Origin of the sequence: Paenibacillus apiarius, from assembly GCF_017052585.1 — a bacterium.
GTDB classification, from domain to species: Bacteria; Bacillota; Bacilli; order Paenibacillales; family Paenibacillaceae; genus Paenibacillus_B; species Paenibacillus_B apiarius.
Window position 1 is genome coordinate 3,169,969 of record NZ_JAFFHZ010000001.1, and the last position, 17,532, is coordinate 3,187,500.

Annotated in this window: 13 protein-coding genes (1 of these 13 only partly in view); 10 read left to right on the forward strand and 3 right to left on the reverse strand. The window is 54.0% G+C overall.

What is annotated here, in order from left to right; all coding sequences use genetic code 11:
- Positions 1-4 precede the first annotated feature (4 nt).
- The 3 genes from JSQ80_RS14370 to JSQ80_RS14380 all read left to right on the forward strand — a co-directional run bounded on the left by JSQ80_RS14370 (position 5) and on the right by JSQ80_RS14380 (position 4,504).
- Complete coding sequence (locus JSQ80_RS14370) at positions 5-1,114, forward strand: ABC transporter ATP-binding protein (RefSeq protein ID WP_206095754.1); 1,110 nt, start codon at positions 5-7, stop codon at positions 1,112-1,114.
- 176 nt (positions 1,115-1,290) lie between these two features.
- Complete coding sequence (locus tag JSQ80_RS14375; RefSeq protein WP_206095755.1) at positions 1,291-3,003, forward strand: adenine deaminase; 1,713 nt, start codon at positions 1,291-1,293, stop codon at positions 3,001-3,003.
- Positions 3,004-3,146: 143 nt separating this feature from the next.
- Positions 3,147-4,504, forward strand: a protein-coding gene (locus JSQ80_RS14380) for an IS1182 family transposase (protein WP_240463666.1) whose coding sequence is annotated in 2 segments (ribosomal slippage) — positions 3,147-3,717 and positions 3,717-4,504 — 1,359 coding nt in all. Because the reading frame shifts where the segments join, the coding sequence is not laid out codon by codon here.
- 563 nt (positions 4,505-5,067) lie between these two features.
- Here JSQ80_RS14380 and JSQ80_RS14385 read toward each other — a convergent pair.
- The 3 genes from JSQ80_RS14385 to iolG form a co-directional block, all read right to left on the reverse strand.
- The gene (locus JSQ80_RS14385) at positions 5,068-6,072 is read right to left on the reverse strand and encodes a LacI family DNA-binding transcriptional regulator (RefSeq protein ID WP_206095756.1); all 1,005 of its coding nucleotides are present in this window, start codon (positions 6,070-6,072) and stop codon (positions 5,068-5,070) included.
- 172 nt (positions 6,073-6,244) lie between these two features.
- Positions 6,245-7,048, reverse strand: a complete 804-nt coding sequence (gene iolB / locus JSQ80_RS14390; RefSeq protein ID WP_206095757.1) for a 5-deoxy-glucuronate isomerase — start codon at positions 7,046-7,048, stop codon at positions 6,245-6,247.
- Positions 7,049-7,171: 123 nt separating this feature from the next.
- A complete protein-coding gene (gene iolG, locus JSQ80_RS14395) occupies positions 7,172-8,200 on the reverse strand; it encodes an inositol 2-dehydrogenase (protein ID WP_206095758.1) in 1,029 nt (342 codons plus the stop codon).
- Positions 8,201-8,553: 353 nt separating this feature from the next.
- On the opposite strand from iolG, the gene iolC reads away from it, so the two are divergent.
- The 7 genes from iolC to JSQ80_RS14430 all read left to right on the forward strand — a co-directional run.
- Positions 8,554-9,549 carry a 5-dehydro-2-deoxygluconokinase gene (gene iolC, locus JSQ80_RS14400; RefSeq protein ID WP_206095759.1) on the forward strand — a complete coding sequence of 332 codons (996 nt, stop codon included), beginning with the start codon at positions 8,554-8,556 and terminating at the stop codon, positions 9,547-9,549.
- A 37-nt stretch (positions 9,550-9,586) separates the two neighbouring features.
- Positions 9,587-10,435, forward strand: coding sequence for a class II fructose-bisphosphate aldolase (locus JSQ80_RS14405; RefSeq protein WP_206095760.1), 849 nt, complete (start codon positions 9,587-9,589; stop codon positions 10,433-10,435).
- A gap of 106 nt (positions 10,436-10,541) precedes the next feature.
- Positions 10,542-11,993, forward strand: coding sequence for a CoA-acylating methylmalonate-semialdehyde dehydrogenase (locus JSQ80_RS14410; RefSeq protein ID WP_206095761.1), 1,452 nt, complete (start codon positions 10,542-10,544; stop codon positions 11,991-11,993).
- A gap of 14 nt (positions 11,994-12,007) precedes the next feature.
- On the forward strand, positions 12,008-13,942 hold the full coding sequence (gene iolD, locus JSQ80_RS14415; RefSeq protein WP_206095762.1) for a 3D-(3,5/4)-trihydroxycyclohexane-1,2-dione acylhydrolase (decyclizing): 1,935 nt from the start codon (positions 12,008-12,010) through the stop codon (positions 13,940-13,942).
- A 125-nt stretch (positions 13,943-14,067) separates the two neighbouring features.
- Positions 14,068-14,964 (forward strand): myo-inosose-2 dehydratase, encoded by an 897-nt coding sequence (gene iolE, locus JSQ80_RS14420; protein ID WP_206095763.1) that lies wholly within the window; start codon positions 14,068-14,070, stop codon positions 14,962-14,964.
- Between the two features lie 126 nt (positions 14,965-15,090).
- A complete protein-coding gene (locus tag JSQ80_RS14425; RefSeq protein WP_206095764.1) occupies positions 15,091-16,158 on the forward strand; it encodes a Gfo/Idh/MocA family oxidoreductase in 1,068 nt (355 codons plus the stop codon).
- Positions 16,159-16,197: 39 nt separating this feature from the next.
- On the forward strand, positions 16,198-17,532 hold the 5' portion of the coding sequence (locus tag JSQ80_RS14430; protein WP_206095765.1) for a solute:sodium symporter family transporter. The gene runs 255 nt beyond the window's last position; the window shows 1,335 of its 1,590 coding nt (coding positions 1-1,335); its start codon is at positions 16,198-16,200; its stop codon lies beyond the right edge, outside the window.

A 17,532-nucleotide genomic window follows, 5' to 3' on the forward strand; every position in this document is an offset into this window, starting at 1 on the left:
GACCATGGAATTATTATCCCTGCAAAATATATCCGTAGCTTACGAGAAAAATTTAATCTTGAAGGACTTCAATTTGCATATTCAGGAGGGCGAGCTGATTTCTCTGCTCGGCCCGTCGGGCTGCGGCAAGACGACGACGCTCCGCCTTATTGCCGGCTTCCTTGAAGCCAAAGACGGCAAATTCATGTTCAAAGGGAAGGATTATACGCGCGTGCCCGTCAACAAGCGCAACTTCGGCTTCGTATTCCAGAGCTATGCGCTCTTCCCGCACATGACGGTATATGACAATGTCGCTTACGGCCTTCGCTTGCGCAAGGTGGATCAATCGCAGATTGCGAAGCGCGTGCAGGAAATGCTGGAGGTCGTGGACCTGAAGGGCTTCGAGAAGCGCTTCCCGGGCGAGCTGTCCGGCGGTCAGCGCCAGCGTGTCGCCACTGCCCGCGCGCTTGTCATCCAGCCCGACTTGCTGCTGTTCGACGAGCCGCTCAGCAATCTGGATGCGAACCTGCGCGTCAACATGCGCGTCGAGATCCGCCGCATTCAGAAGCAGCTCGGCATTACGACGGTATACGTCTCGCACGACCAAGAAGAGTGCTTCTCCATCTCGGACAAGGTGGCAATAATGAATAAGGGCATCATCGAGCAGTTGGATGCGCCATCGACCATTTATAAATACCCGACGACCGAGTTCGTCGCCCGCTTTATCGGCTTCAACAATTTTATCGAGTACGGGGAAATGGGCAATGACGGCAGCACTGTCACGCTGCATGGAGGCGAAGGCACGCGTCTGGAAGTCAGCCACCGTTCCGGCCACCCGCTGACGGATTCGATGAAGGGCGCTATCCGCCCGGATGATTTGCTCGTTGCGACCGACAGCGAATGTGCGGAAGGGGTCGGCGGATTGACAGCTGCGGAGCTGGCGTCCGGATTGAACGTGATTAACGGCAGTGTGAAAATCAGCACCTTCTTGGGCCGCAGCTATCAATATGTCGTGGACACGCCGCTCGGCGAATTTACGGTGAATCGTGAGATGGAGCAGCCATTTGACCGCGGTTCGGCGGTGAAGCTGGTGCTTCCGAGAGAGAAGGTCGTGCTGGTTCAGAGCTCGAAGTAACCGCAGCACGCAGGTCGTGCTGGTTCCAAGCGCAGAGCAGCCGGAACAAGCAGGGCGCCGGGCAGATGTTCTGCGGCATATACATTGCGAATCGAATCGGAATGGGGCGCTTTTAAGCGCCGATAAGGTTGCAAGAGACAGTTAGTGAACTAACAAACAAGAGGGAGCGTGCAGAAATGAACATCGAGTTGTTAGTGAAGAATGTGCAGGTCTTTAACGCATATATGAAACGGTTCGTGAAAGGCAATGTGGCCGTGAAGGACGGGCGGTTCCTATACATTGGTTCGCGTGCCGAGGATACCTTCGAAGCGGAGCGCGTCGTGGATGGCGCAGGACGCTACATGATTCCGGGCCTCGTGGACATCCATCTCCACATTGAGAGCACGATGGTGACGCCGAAGACGTTCTCGTTCGGACTGATTAAGAACGGCGTGACGACGATCGTGTCCGAGCCGCACGAGATGGCGAACGTATGCGGCGTGGAAGGCGTGAAGGAAATGATTCGCGCGAGCGAGGGCTGTACGGCAGATATTCTCTATGCGATTCCGAGCTCGGTTCCCGCGACGCCGCTTGAGACGACAGGCGGAGAAATCGACATCGCGGATATCGATGAGCTGCTGCAGGATGAGCGGGTCATCTGCTTGGGCGAGATTATGAACTCTGTCGATGTATTGCGCGACCCGGATTGCAAGACGAATCGCATCTTGAACCATGTGCGCGCGAACTATCCGAACCTCGTGATCGAGGGGCATACGCCGAAGAAGCTGGTTGATCTCGATCTGGCGCGCTTCATGTTCGCGGGCGTCGATTCCGACCATACCGAGCAGGAAGTGGCCAGCATGAAGGATCGTCTCTACAACGGCATGTTCCTGGAAATTCAAGAGAAATCGATGACTCGCGACATTATGGATGTGCTTATTGAAGAGGACGTGGCCGAGCTCTTCTGCTTCGTGACTGATGATGTGATGGCAGATACGTTCGTGCAGGACGGGCATTTGAATCATCTTGTCAAAAAGGCGATTGCCATGGGCATGAAGCCGGAGCATGCCATTTATGCGGCGACTTATACGCCTGCCAGACGTATGCAGCTGCATGATCGCGGGGCGATTGCGCCGAACAAGGCGGCTGATTTCATTCTGCTCGGCGATCTGGAGCAGTTCCGGATTGAAGCGGTGTACAAGCACGGCCGGCTGGCGTATGACGCGCAGGCGCCATACGAGCAGGAGCGCGAGGAAGGCCAGTTCCCGCCGCACTTCTATCGCAGCGTGCAGCTGCAGCCGATGAGCGAGGCCGACTTCGAAGTGGACGTGAAGGCTGCCGACGGCGAGCATCTGTGCCGCGTCATGGAGGTCAAGAACGGCACGACGAACACGACCGAGCTGCATAAGCCGGTGCAGGCAGAGGCCGGCAAGCTGCAGTGGGAAGCGAGTCCGTTCGGGCTGATCGCGACGTTCGAGCGCTACGGCAAGAACGGCAACCGCGCTTACGGCCTCATTACCGGCAATACGATTAAGCGCGGCGCGATTGCGACGACGTATTCCCACGACAATCATAACCTGCTCGTTGTCGGCCATTCGGCTGAAGATATGGCGCTCGCGGCGAATACGGTCATTGCCGACCAAGGCGGCTTCTGCGTCGTGGAGGAAGGCCGGGTGCTGGCGCACGTTCCGCTGCCGGTAGGCGGCATTCTCTCCGAAGAGCCGCTCAGCACGTTCGGCGAGACCATTAAGGAACTGCGGGCAGCCATGGAATCGCTCGGATACGAGCATTACAATCCGATTATGTCGATCAGCACGCATTCCTTGCCGGTTAGTCCGGCGCTTAAGCTGACGGATCTCGGGTTAATCGATACGCACGCGGGCCAGGTGGTTCCGCTTATCGTAGAGTAGATACCTAAAAGGGCTGGAATATCCAGCCCTCAGGCTGTCGAGAAAGTTCTCGACAGCTATTTTTATTTGACTTAATTCAACACGACACCGCGTTAATATTGTATAATATAGGTAACAATACTCATGACGGAAGGTGCTTGGTTATGTTGCGTTCCAATCGGGAAAGACAACAATCTTACGAATTCGTTTCAATTGAGGATTTGGTTCCCCAAGATCATTTGCTGCGTAAGGTGGACAGATACATTGACTTCTCGTTTATAGATAAGAAGGTTCGTCCCTTGTACTGCGAGGACAATGGTCGGCCTGCAATTGATCCTGCAGTCCTCTTCAAGATGATCTTTCTCGGTTATTTCTATGGCATTCGCTCCGAACGCCAACTTGAACGTGAAATTCAAACCAACCTGGCCTATCGCTGGTTCTTAGGGCTAGGGCTTACCGATAGAGTTCCTGACCATACAACGATTAGCTGGAATCGACGTACCCGTTTTAAAAATACGGATATTTTTCAAGAGGTCTTTGATGAAATTGTACTGCAAGCGATTCAACACCGGATGGTCGGAGGACGTGTGCTGATTTCCGACTCCACACATGTCAAAGCGAACGCTAATAAACACCAGTATACCAAGCAACAAGTGCTGCAAAACACCAAAGATTACATTGGCGAGCTCAACGCTGCGGTTGAAGTAGACCGGAAGGCAAACGGAAAAAAGCCCTGAAAACCAGAGAGGACGTGAGAGTAGAAAAAGAGATAAAAGTGAGCAAGACGGATCCCGACAGTGGATATATGATTCGAGACGGTAAACCGGAAGGATTCTTTTATTTAGATCACCGCACCGTAGATGTGAAATACAATCTGATTACGGATGTACATGTCACGCCCGGAAATGTCCATGATTCTGTGCCGTATTTGTCACGCTTAGATCGCCAAAGTGAACGATTCGGTTTTGAAGTAGAAGCTGTCGCCTTAGATTCAGGTTATTTGACTACGCCTATTTGTAAAGGTCTGCAAAAACGAGGGATTTTTGCTGTGATTGCTCACCGAAGATTTCATCCTACGCAAGGATTATTTCCAAAATGGAAATTCACTTATGATGCTGAGCGGAATATTTACGTCTGTCCAGCTAAGCAGGAGCTTTCTTACCGGACAACCAACCGAGAGGGTTACCGGCAATATGCCTCTGATCCAGAACATTGCAAGAGCTGCCCTTTACTGAACGAATGTACACGCTCTCGAAATCACCGAAAGGTGATTGCCCGGCATGTATGGGAGGACAGCAAAGAGTGGGTACGGAACAACCGGCTTAGCAAGTCAGGCAAATGGTTGTACCGCAAACGAAAAGAAACAATTGAGCGAAGCTTCGCGGATGCTAAAGAGCTCCATGGGTTTCGCTATTGCCGTTTACGCGGACTGCAAAACGTCAGGGAACAAGCCTTGATGACGGCGGCCGTGCAGAATATGAAGAAGATAGCGATCCACCTGGATCGCCTGGAAAGAGGGTAATTCCCCCTCTTTTCTTTACTCATGTAGCTGGATGAAAACAAAGAGAAACCCTCGTCTTGTAAAAGACAGGGTTTCTCGACAAGCTGAGGGCTGGAATATCCAGCCCTTTTCTTCTGCATTCCTATGAAGGTTGGACGCGGCACATCTACGGGGAAGAAGGGAATCCGCCGCTGGCGGGACAAGGCATACACCAGTGAATCCGAATTATCCCCTTGCATAGACTCCTCCCAATGACCTCTCATCCTGCAATAACTCTCTTCTTCCGAGAGATGAACCAGGGGTGAAGGACGGGCTGCATCCATCCATACCGTATCTTCCATTGGATTTCATACAATGAAACAGCAGCACATCTCTCATTAAGGCAGGTTTCATTGGAATCTATACAGCGTTATGACTCTTATTCGGCGGCAAACGTTGAGAACGGCCAAATCCGCTGGATCAAATACATTCCACATCCCGTTTAGCCGCACGATCCGCACATTTGACTGCATGTTTTCCAATGGGAACTGTCTTGATCGTGAGGCACAATGCTGTTGAAGTCCGATAATCGCATAACCGCCTGATTATTTCGCTTGCAGCGGCTGCGTGGAGAGACCTTCAACCAGTTGGGGCTGGAACACGATTTTCTGTTTGGGCATGTCAGGAGTATCGGATTGGCGCAGCAGCAATTGAACTGTCTCCTTGGCCATTTCTTGAATCGGCTGGGAAATGGTCGTCAGGCGCGGAACGACGATTTTGGACAGAATCGTATCATCAAAGCCGATGATGGACAGATCCTCTGGCACACGCAAGCCCGACTGCTGCGCCGATTGCATGGACCCGACGGCGAGCAGGTCGTTGCAGGTGAATAAGGCCGTTGGCCGCGTGTCCCTCTGAAGCACATGGGCAGCGCCTTCACAGCCCTCTTCGATGGATGACTTTACCTTTACGATCCAATCATCATTAACCGCAATTCCGGCATCATTCATCGCCTGCTTCGCTCCGCGCACACGGTGATCGCCGCTCGGGCTATCCTCCGTAACGACGCCGATGCGGCTGTGCCCCAAGGAAATCAAGTGCTGAATCGCTTGATAGCCTCCTCTATAATCATCAACGGTAACCGTATGCATGGATAAGGAAGGAATGTCTTTGGAGAACAGCACTACGGGGAAGTTGGCGTTGACGCTATCTTGGAGCAGCGACCATTGAGAAAATTGGCAAGCGACGATCAGGCCGTCGATCTGTTTGCGCTGCAGCAGCGATATATAATTAAGGCCTTTGTCATCTTTGTTGTCGGTGCTGCACATGACTATGCTGTAGCCTGCCGCTTGCGCTTGATCCTCCAAATTGCGGGCAACCTCGGCAAAGAACGGGTTCGCCAAGTCGGAAATGAGCAATCCGAAGGTGGACGTCTTCTTGCCGGTTAGCGCTGACGCGACGACGCTCGGCTGGTATTGCAGCTCTTTCATAATATGAAGCACGCGCTCCCGCGTTTTCACACTAATGTTACCGGTCTGATTGACAACCTTGGATACAGTGGCGATAGAGACGCCGGCAGCTTTGGCGACATCATAAATAGTTGATTTCATACATAACTCCTCTAATTGGCTCATCATGAAAACATATCGTGCGTTATTAATCACAAGAGACATTGTAAATAATCTGCCTCTTCTATTTTACTCTAATTATAGACAACAAAAGGAGAATGGACTACACCCATTCTCCATAGTAGTTCGATAGCTTATACGTATTATTTACGCACTATTTTGTAAACAGCCATTCGTGATCCGGATCGTTGTGAAACTTCCATGTCCGCTGTGGTCCGGCCATCACGTTCAAGTAATAGGAATCGTAGCCTGGAGGGGCTGATACGGGATGATACCCCTCGGGAACCAATACAACGTGGCGGTGCGGAACTGCCATAGTCTCATCGAGCGAACGATCATCATTATAGACGCGCTGCATGATGAAGCCCTGTTCGGGATTGACTTCATGATAATACGTCTCTTCCAAATAAGACTCTTCCGGCAAATTGTCACGGTCATGCTTATGCGGAGGATAGCTGGACCAATGTCCCGCAGGCGTGAATACCTCCACGACAAGCAAGCTGTCCGCATCCTTCTGTTCCGGCAAAATATTATGGATATGCCGCTCGATGCTTCCTGAACCGCGCGTCTCCACGCCGACATCCTCGGGCGCGATGACCCGGGCGGGATAAGTTCCCCGGCCCGGCGCCGAGCATACGGCCAGCTCCAGTGCCGTCTCGGCCTGAACCGAGTAGCGATCATCGCTTGGCACATAGACGGAGTAGGGAGGTATGCGCTCAAAGACGCTCATTCTATGTCCGAGCACTCCGAATGATTGCTTGGCGGTATCGAGCTTTGCTTTTCCGCTCAACAATACGAGACAAACCTCCCGATCCTTCGTTTCCCGCTGCAAGGTCTCGCCCGGGCGCAACGAATACAGTTCAAATCCGACATATTGCCAGCCCGCGCTTTGCGGCGTTACGGATAAAACATTGCCTTCTTCATCTCTCGGTGCAGGTTTTACTATTAATTTCGACATCAATGAACCTCCTCCTGATCCAATTGAACATGTCCAGTGCCAAAAGGGGGCGACTGACGCTGCCCAAACTCCAAACATCCGCTAATTCTTGCGAACTCCAAACTCCTGCTGCAAATGTTGCGCTTATTGATGCTGCATAGGTGCCGATTCATGCTCCAGCTTGACAGGACGTCCGCTTAGCAGCGACTCCTTCGCCGCACGGGCGATTCGTTCCGCCTGCAGTCCGTCGTTCGCGTCGCACACGATAGGCCCGTCATGGAGAATGGCGCGGACGAAATCCCCGACCTCCTGAATATAAGCTTGTGTATACCGCTCTAAAAAGAAATATAAAGGTTTGTCGATCTGCACCCCGTCAGCCGTTGCGATAATCGCTGTGGATGCGCGGTCATTGTTCGTAGTGACGCAGCCCTCTGAACCGAAGGCTTCCAAGCGCTGATCATAACCGTATACCGCCTTGCGGCTGTTCTCAATGATACCCAGCGCGCCGTTCGCGAAGCGGAGGTTGACGACAGCCGTATCGATATCGTTCAATTCGCCGATCTGCGGATCAATGAGATTGGCTCCTTGCGCATAGACCTCGACCACTTCGCTCTGCATGACATAACGGGCCATGTCGAAGTCGTGAATCGTCATATCCATGAACAAGCCGCCGGATTTGGAAATGTATTCGGCCGGAGGCGGCTCTGGATCGCGGGACGTGATGCGCAGCAGATGCGGAGTCCCGATCTTGCCCGCTTGCACTACATCACGCGCTTTTTTGAAATTATGATCAAAACGGCGGTTGAAGCCAACCTGCATCTTCACGCCCGCTTTTTTCACCGCTTCCAATGCCCGCTCGGTCGTGTCAACGGAGAAGCTGACCGGCTTCTCGCAGAAAATATGCTTGCCAGCTTGTGCGGCCTCTTGAATAATCGCAGCGTGCGTGCTCGTTGGCGAACAGATGAACACCGCTTCAATTTCCGGGTCATTCAGTAAATCCCGATAATCACTCGTCACAACGGGAATTCCCATCTCGGAAGCCCAAGTGTCCAATCCCGCAATACATACATCCGATATGGCGCGAACACGCACATTGCGCATGTGTTGAATATGGTCTGCGTGCAGCTTGCCGATTCGTCCGGCACCGATGATTCCAACTTGAAGCATGAACATCCCTGCTTTCTGTCTCATAAAATAGTCAAAGCAAGGGAAAGCGCTTAACTCATATTTTAACTATACGGGATACGTAAGACATTGGCAAGACGAAAAGCGTGCCGACAACAGAAAACAAGCGTCAGGGTTGATGTATAAACGAATCATTTTCAATATGAAAAGACATAAGGTTGTGAAAAAAAGAACTTAAAATTTGTGCAGAAAAGCGTTTACATTGCCAAAAGGGTGTGATTATAATTAGCCTTAAGGTAAGCGCTTAACTCAAATTGCATGAATTCAGTGATTACATCATAGCGTTGCTTCAGCCTGCTGCATATTGCTTGAAGCAGACCACACGGAGGTGCTGACTGGGCATGAGTGCATTAACATTTCCCGCAAATCGGCCGTTTGACCTGATTGCGATTGGGAGACTGTGCATTGATTTGAATGCGAACGAAATCGATCGGCCGATGGAGGAGACGAGAACGTTCACGAAATACGTGGGCGGATCTCCGGCGAATATTGCGATTGGCGCAGCCCGTCTCGGGATGAAGAGCGGCTTTATCGGCAAGCTGGCCGATGACCAAATGGGACGTTACATTGAACAGTATTTGAAAGCGAAATCAATAGATACGTCGCAGTTGTCCGTGGATGATACGGGCGCTGTGACCGGACTTGCTTTTACTGAAATTAAAAGCCCGACCGACTGCAGCATTTTGATGTACCGGGACAATGCGGCCGATATGCTGCTTAAGCCGGAGGAAGTGTCGGAGGAGTATATCAAGCAGACGAAGGCGCTGCTTATATCGGGGACGGCGCTTGCCGCAAGCCCGTCGCGCGAGGCAGTGTTTGTCGCCTTGGATTATGCGCGCAAGCATGGGGTATTCGTATTTTTTGATTTGGATTACCGTCCTTATACATGGAAGAACGTTGCCGAAACGTCGATCTATTATCAGCTCGCTGCGGAAAAATGCGATTTTATTATCGGCACCCGCGAAGAGTTCGACATGATGGAGAAGTTCGCCGGCCATCAGGCGGATGATAGGCTGACGGCGGAGAAATGGTTCGGGCATCATGCGCAAGTGGTGCTCATCAAGCACGGATCGGACGGCTCCATCGCTTACACGAAGGAAGGCGGAGCATATAAAGGCGGTATTTTTAAGACGAAGGTGCTGAAAACGTTCGGCGCCGGCGATTCCTACGCATCCGCCATGATTTACGCCTTGATGCAAGGATGGGATCTGCCGCGTGCGATGGAATACGGCAGCGCTTCGGCCGCTATCGTCATTTCCCGTCACAGCTGCTCTGAAGCCATGCCGGCGACAGATGAGCTGGATGCTTTCATAGCAAGCGCGGAGCGCGGGGAGTAAACAGAAAATGAGATGAGAATGTGGGGAGGAACGGCTCATGCTCGTCACTTTGACGGAAATGATGCAGGGCATTGCAGAAAAAAATGGCGCGGTGCCGGCGTTCAATGTATTCGGCTATGAAGACGCCGCTGCGGTTATCGCTGCGGCAGAGGAAGTGAAGGCGCCGGTTATTCTGGCGACGAACAAGGTTGCGCTGCGCTACATGCCGCTGCAGGTGTCGGGCGCGTTGTACCGGAGCTTGGCCGAGCGGGCAAGCGTGCCGGTCTGCATCCATTTGGACCATGGCGACGGATTCGAGACAGCGGCGGAAGCGATTATGAGCGGCTATACGTCCATCATGTACGATGGCTCGCAGCTGCCGCTCGAAGAAAATATGCGGAACACGCGGCAAATCGTAAAGATGGCGCATGCTTGCGGCATCCCCGTCGAAGCGGAAATCGGCGCGGTTGGCTACAGCGATCCCTCGCTGAATGTCGAGGCGCGACTGACCGATCCGGGTGAAGCGAAAATATTCGCCGAGGAAACGGGGGTGGATGCGCTCGCGGTCGCGATTGGCACGCTCCACCGGATGGAGGAGCAGGCGGCACCGATCGATTACGGCCGCTTGGCAGACATCGAGCGTCTCGTAACCGTGCCGCTTGTGTTGCACGGCTCGACGGGGGTGCGGGATGACGACCTGCGTAAGCTTGCAGCCACGCGCATCGGCAAGGTCAACATCGGCACGGCGCTCCGCATGGCCTTCGGCAAGACGCTGCGCAGCGAAATACAGGCCAAGCCGGACGAATTCGACCGCGTTGCGTTGTTTGCGGGCCCGATGGAGGCGGTCAAGGAAGAAGCGAAGAAGAAGATGCTGCTGCTGAACGCGCATCATGCGCTGCAAGCTTAATGGAAACGGAACAACGACGGAAACGGCCCGGAATCGGGCAGGAAGCCGGAAGTATAGGTTATAGGTTATGCGATACAACAAGGAAATGACGAGAGGAGAATGGAACATGGCAGAAGCAATAACCATTCGCAACTATGTCGGAGGAGAATGGAAAGCGTCCACATCGGGGAAAACAGAGCCGGTATACAACCCGGCGACAGGCGAAATTATCGCGCACGTGCCGTTGTCAAGCATGGAAGAGCTGAATGAAGCGGCAGAGACGGCAGCGAAGGCGTTCACGACATGGTCCCGCACCGCCGTGCCGCGCCGGGCGCGCATTATGTTCAAATACCAGCAGCTATTGATCGAGCATTGGGACGAGCTGGCGAAGCTCATTACTTTGGAGAACGGAAAAAACTACAAGGAAGCGTACGGCGAGGTGCAGCGCGGCATCGAATGCGTCGAATTCGCCGCAGGCGCGCCGACGCTCATGATGGGCAAGCAGCTGCCTGACATTGCGACGAACATCGAATCCGGCATGTATCGTTACCCGATTGGCGTCGTCGGCGGCATTACGCCGTTCAACTTCCCGATGATGGTGCCGTGCTGGATGTTCCCGCTCGCGATCGCTTGCGGCAACACGTTCGTGCTGAAGCCGTCCGAGCGCACGCCGATGCTTGCATGCCGTCTGGCAGAGCTGATGGAAGCAGCGGGTCTGCCTCAAGGCGTGCTCAACATCGTGCATGGCGCGCATGACGTCGTGAACGGTCTGCTCGACCATAAGCTGGTCAAAGCGATTTCCTTCGTCGGATCGCAGCCTGTGGGCGAGTACGTATACAAGCGCGGAACGGCGAACTTGAAGCGTGTGCAAGCGTTGACCGGCGCCAAAAACCACTCGATCGTCATGGAGGATGCCGATTTGGCGCAAGCCACGACGCAAATTATTAACGCTGCCTTCGGCTCCGCCGGCGAGCGCTGTATGGCATGCGCGGTCGTGCTGGTGCAGGAATCGGTTGCGGATGAGCTCGTATCGCGCTTGGTAAAAGCATCGGATGAGCTAATTATCGGCAATGGCGTGAAGGAGGACGTGTTCCTCGGTCCCGTTATCCGCGAAGCGCATAAGGAGCGCGCGCTTGGCTATATTGACGCAGGCGTCAAGGAAGGAGCGCGGCTGGTCCGCGACGGCCGCCAAGATGCGGAAGCAAGCGGCGAGGGCTTCTTCATGGGGCCGACGATTTTCGATGACGTCACGCAGCAAATGAAGATTTGGCAGGATGAAATTTTCGCGCCGGTGCTGTCGATTGTGCGCGTGAAGGATCTCGATGAAGCGATTGCGTGGGCGAATGAATCCCGGTTCGCCAATGGCGCTTGTCTCTTTACGGCAAGCGGCGCGTATATGCGACAGTTCCGGGAGCATATCGATGCGGGCATGCTCGGGGTGAATGTGGGCGTTCCAGCACCGATGGCATTCTTCCCGTTTTCGGGCTGGAAAGATTCCTTCTATGGCGACCTGCATGCGAACGGCACGGATGGGGTGGAATTTTATACGCGTAAAAAGATGGTCACATTGCGCTGGTAAGGATGGTGTTCGGTATGGAAACGATTCGTTTGACTACGGCGCAAGCGCTTGTCAAGTTTCTCAATCAACAATATGTCGAGTTTGATGGAGTGGAGCAGCGCTTTGTCAAAGGCATTTTTACGATATTCGGCCATGGCAATGTATTGGGATTGGGCCAGGCGCTGGAAGAAGACAGCGGAAGCTTGGAAGTGTATCAAGGACGCAATGAGCAAGGGATGGCGCATGCCGCAGTAGCGTTCGCGAAGCAGATGCGGCGCAAGCAGATCTGTGCTTGCACGTCATCGGTGGGACCCGGCGCCGCCAATATGGTGACAGCGGCTGCCACGGCCACGGCCAATCAGATTCCGGTATTGCTGCTGCCGGGGGACACGTTCGCCTCGCGCCAGCCCGACCCGGTGCTGCAGCAGATTGAACAGCCGCATGACCTGACGGTATCGACGAATGACGCGTTCCGTCCGGTGAGCAAATATTGGGACCGCATCGTGCGGCCGGAGCAGCTGATGACCGCGCTCATTCAAGCGATGCGCGTGCTCACGAACCCGGCCGATACGGGAGCCGTCACGATCGCGCTGCCGCAGGATGTGCAAGGGGAAGCGCATGATTATCCCGCATCGTTCTTCGCGAAGCGCGTGCACCGGATAGACCGCCGCCCGGCGGCGGAAGCGGCGCTTGAGGATGCGGTCCAGCTCATTGCGCGCAAGCGCAAGCCGCTGCTCATATGCGGAGGCGGCGTGCGCTACTCCGAGGCGGGAGCGGCGCTGCAAGACTTCGCGGAAACGTTCTGCATTCCGCTGGCGGAAACGCAGGCAGGCAAGAGCGCGGTGCCTGGCTCGCATCCGCTCAACCTCGGCGGCATCGGGGTGACGGGCAACGCAGCGGCAAATGAGATCGCCAAGGAAGCCGATCTCATTATCGGCGTCGGCACGCGCTTTACCGACTTTACGACCGGCTCAAAGGAGCTGTTCGGCCGTCCCGGCACGGACATCTTGACTGTGAACGTGTCGGAGTTCCAAGCGCTCAAGCTCGATGCCATGCCGGTGGTGGCCGACGCGAAGGCAGCTCTGGTTGCGATGCAGCAGCGGCTGGAAGCCGCCGGATACCGTTCCGCCTATACGACGGAGATTGAAGCGGCACGCGCCGCATGGAGCGAGGAATGGAAGCGGCTGGCCGGCATCCGGTACGTGCCTGGCTCGTTCACGCCTGAAATCGCGGGACACTTGGATGAGGCGCTGCCGGAATATGCGGAGGCGCTTGGCAGCTGCCTGACGCAGACACAGGTGCTGGCGGTATTGAATCGGCTGCTTGGTGACGATGCGGTCGTTGTGGGCGCATCGGGCAGCTTGCCCGGCGATTTGCAGCGGATGTGGAAGGCGGAAGCGCCGCATTCGTACCATATGGAATACGGATATTCTTGTATGGGATATGAAATTTCCGGGGCGCTCGGCGTGAAAATGGCGGAGCCGGATCGGGAAGTGTATGCCTTCTCGGGTGACGGAAGCTATCTGATGCTTCACTCCGAGCTCATTACGAGCATTCAAGAAGGACAAAAAATTAACGTCCTGTTATTCGATAATAACGGCTTCGGCTGTATCAATAACCTGCAAATGGGCAACGGCATGGGCAGCTTCGGCACGGAATTCCGCGAGCGCAACCCATCCACCGGCAAGCTGGACGGTCCGCTTGTCGGCATTGATTTTGCTCTCAGCGCGGCAGGCTACGGAGCGCTCACGTATACGGTGCGCACAATTGAGGAATTGGAGCAAGCCGTTGCGGCGACTAAGCGGCAGACGATATCTACGCTCATTGATATTAAAGTGCTGCCGAAGACGATGACGAATGGATATGGCGCTTGGTGGAATGTAGGCGTCGCGGCAGTGTCCGGCAAGCCGGAAATAGCGCGGGCGAGCGAGGAGCGCCGCCGATTTTTGCAGCAGGCAAGACCTTATTGACACGGAAGCTACAACAAAGTTCGTATCTTGGCGGGAGCGGGCGGGCAGACCGGCATGCAAAGGCCATCGCGGCTGCGCCGCCCGGCACCCTGCTGACGCTACGATGACATCGGGGAGGAATAGACGTGTTTGCAGCAGGCAGCGTAAAGATTGGGATTGCGCCCATCGGTTGGACGAATGATGACATGCCCGAATTGGGCGGAGAGAATACATTCGAGCAATGTGTGAGCGAAATGGCGCTCGCTGGATACGCGGGAACGGAAGTGGGCAATAAGTACCCGCGGAATATAAGCGTTCTACAAAAAGCGCTCCGTCTGCGCAACTTGGAGGTGGCCAGCGCTTGGTTCAGCGCGTTCCTTACCGTAAAGCCATTGGAAGAGACGACGGCTGCATTCATTCAGCACCGTGACTTCCTGCACGCGATGGGTTCGAAGGTCATTGTCGTATCCGAGCAGGGGCACAGTGTCCAAGGTCAGATGAACATGCCGTTGTTCGACAGCAAGCCGGTGTTCAGCGACGATGATTGGAAGCGCTTAATCGATGGTTTGCACGTTCTCGGAGAGCTGGCCAGGGAGAAAGATATGCACATTGCATACCATCATCATATGGGGACAGGCGTCCAGACTACGGAGGAGATTGTCCGTCTTATGGAAGGCACGAACCCGGAATTGGTGTCATTGCTCTATGATACCGGCCATCTTGTGTTCTCGGGCGAAGAGCCATTGAGCGTATTGAACCGCTATATGGCCCGGATTAAGCACGTCCATTTGAAGGACGTTCGCGCCGACGTGGCGCGCCGCGCGCGCGAGGATAAGCTGAGCTTCCTGCAAGCGGTGAAGGAAGGAGTATTTACCGTTCCCGGAGACGGCTGCATAGACTTTGCTCCAGTGTTCAAAGCCTTATCTGCAGCTAAATATCGCGGATGGATGCTCGTAGAAGCGGAGCAGGATCCTGCCACGGCGAATCCGTTAGAATATGCGTTAAAAGCGAGAGATTACATCTTGCGGCAAGCAGGCATCTAATTACGACTTCAAAAAGTCGGCTTTTCAGCACCGAGAAGGTTGTCGAATGTGGCTCCCGGTATACTTCGTGATCAAAAAATGACTTTTTGAACAACCTCTATTAAGAGGAAGGGAAGAGGCTGACATATGGGACAAAACAGATGTGTATCAGTAGGACTCGTAGGCTTGGGGCGGCTCGGGCGGCAGCACGCCGACAACTTGGCGTTTCGCATTCCGAACTGCAGACTAACGGCGGTATGCAGCATCAAGGCGGAGGAGGTTGAGGAGGCGCAGGCGCAGCTTGGGGTGCCTTATGGCTATACCGATTATGATGAAATGCTGCGCAACAAAGAGCTGGACGCTATTTTCATTGCCTCACCATCCTCTTATCATTGCGATCAGATTGAAAAGGCGTTGGCAGCAGGATTTCATGTATTCAGCGAAAAGCCGCTTGGACTGTATATGGAGGAAGCGCTGCGTGTGCAAGAGGCGGTGCATCGGCATCCCAATCAAGTGTTTATGCTCGGCTTTATGAGAAGATATGATCGTTCCTACGTCTATGCCAAGCGGAAAATTGAAGCGGGAGCAATCGGCGAACCTGTGCTCATACGCTGCTATGGCATCGATCCGGCTCAGGCCATGCCAGGCTTTTTGCAATTTGCCAAGAGCAACTACAGCGGAGGCCTGTTCCTGGATATGGCCATTCACGACCTCGATTTGGCGCGGTGGTATTTGGGCGCGGAAGCGCAGCGGGTATGGGCGATCGGCGGATCTCATCGCCACACAGAGCTGGCGCAGCTGCAGGACGCCGAAACGGGGGCGGCTTTGGTTCAATTTGCCGGCAATAAGATGGGGATGTTCGTAGCGGGCCGCAACTGCGCGCATGGCTATCATATTGAAACCGAAATTATCGGCACACTGGGAACGCTGCGCATCGGCACGGTGCCGGAGAAAAACCAGGTGGCCATCATGGATGGCCGCGGTGTGGTGCGCGAATGTGCGAACGGCTTCTTGGAGCGGTTCGAGCAGGCTTACTTGGACGAAGGCATTGAATTTGTGCGGGCGATTCTAGAAGGGCGACAGCCGGAAGTGAAGGTGGAAGACGGGGTGCTGTCGACCGCGCTTGGGTATGCGTGCAAGGAATCGTTTGAGACCGGGCAATTGGTTGAGGTGACTACACCAGCCGCATTATGCAGCCCACACGAGGCGCGGTAAGCAAACAGATTTCTCTATACATGGAGAAGGAGGGCTTTCATGACCTACATTACTGTCATTACCTTTTTATTGTATACCGGAATCGTCGCCTGGTACTCCTGGTACAAGACGCGCACCATTAACCTCAACAGCTCGGATGGATACTTTCTCGGCGGGCGCAGCTTGACTGGTGTTGTAATCGCTTTCTCGCTCCTGCTTACCAATTTGTCGACAGAGCAAATGGTGGGGTTGAACGGACAGAGCTATGCGACGTCCATGGTCGTCATGGCTTGGGAAGTGACGTCTCCGATTGCATTGATTTTCATGGCCTTCATCTTTTTACCGCGTTATTTGAAGACGGGAATTACAACGATCCCGGATTTTTTGGAACAGCGTTACGATCTGCGAACGCGCCAGATTATATCCGTTCTCTTCTTGCTCGGCTATGCCGTTGCTTATTTGCCTACGGTGCTCTACTCCGGGGCGCTGGTGCTGGATACGATATTCAACATTTCAGACCTGTTCGGTCTAAGTGATTTCAATATTATTTTGATTGTGTCCCTTGCGATTGGAATTACGGGGATCGCCTATGTCGTGCTCGGCGGCCTGCGCGCGTGCGCGCTCTCGGATACGCTGAACGGTGTCGGGCTCATTGTCGGCGGGCTTCTAATTACGTTTCTTGGACTGTTCGCGCTTGGCGGCGGCAACCTGGCCGAAGGCGTGAGCACGCTCCTGCACAAGGAGCCGGAAAAATTGAACTCGATTGGAGACAGTTCTTCCCCAGTGCCATGGATCACGATCTGCGCGGGGCTGCTTTTCAACAACCTGTTCTATTGGTGTACGAACCAAGCGATCGTCCAGCGCACGCTGGGAGCGAAGAACCTGAAGGAAGGGCAGAAGGGCGTTCTGTACGCCGGCATGTTCAAAATCTTCGGGGCCTTCTATCTGGTACTGCCTGGCATCATCGCTTACCATCTGTTCAACAACTCGTTAAGCAATGCGGATATGGCTTATCCATCACTTGTCATTGAAGTATTGCCGACGCTGCTGTCCGGATTTTTCGCAGCCGTCCTGTTCGGTGCGATTTTGAGCTCCTTTAACGGAGCCTTGAATAGCTCGTTGACCTTGTTTACGTTAGATATTTATAAACCGATATTCAAGCCGGATGCGACGGATAAACAATTGGTGAAGGTAGGCAGAATCTTTGCCATAGCGCTTGGTATCGTAGCGGTTATCGTATCGCCCTTCATTTTGTATGCGCCTTCAGGATTATATTATTATTTGCAGGAGATGTTCGGATTTTACAATATCCCGATTATCGCTGCGGTCGTTGTTGGCTTTTTCAGCAAAAAAGTGCCGGCGATCGCGCCGAAGATTGCGCTTGGCGTGCACATT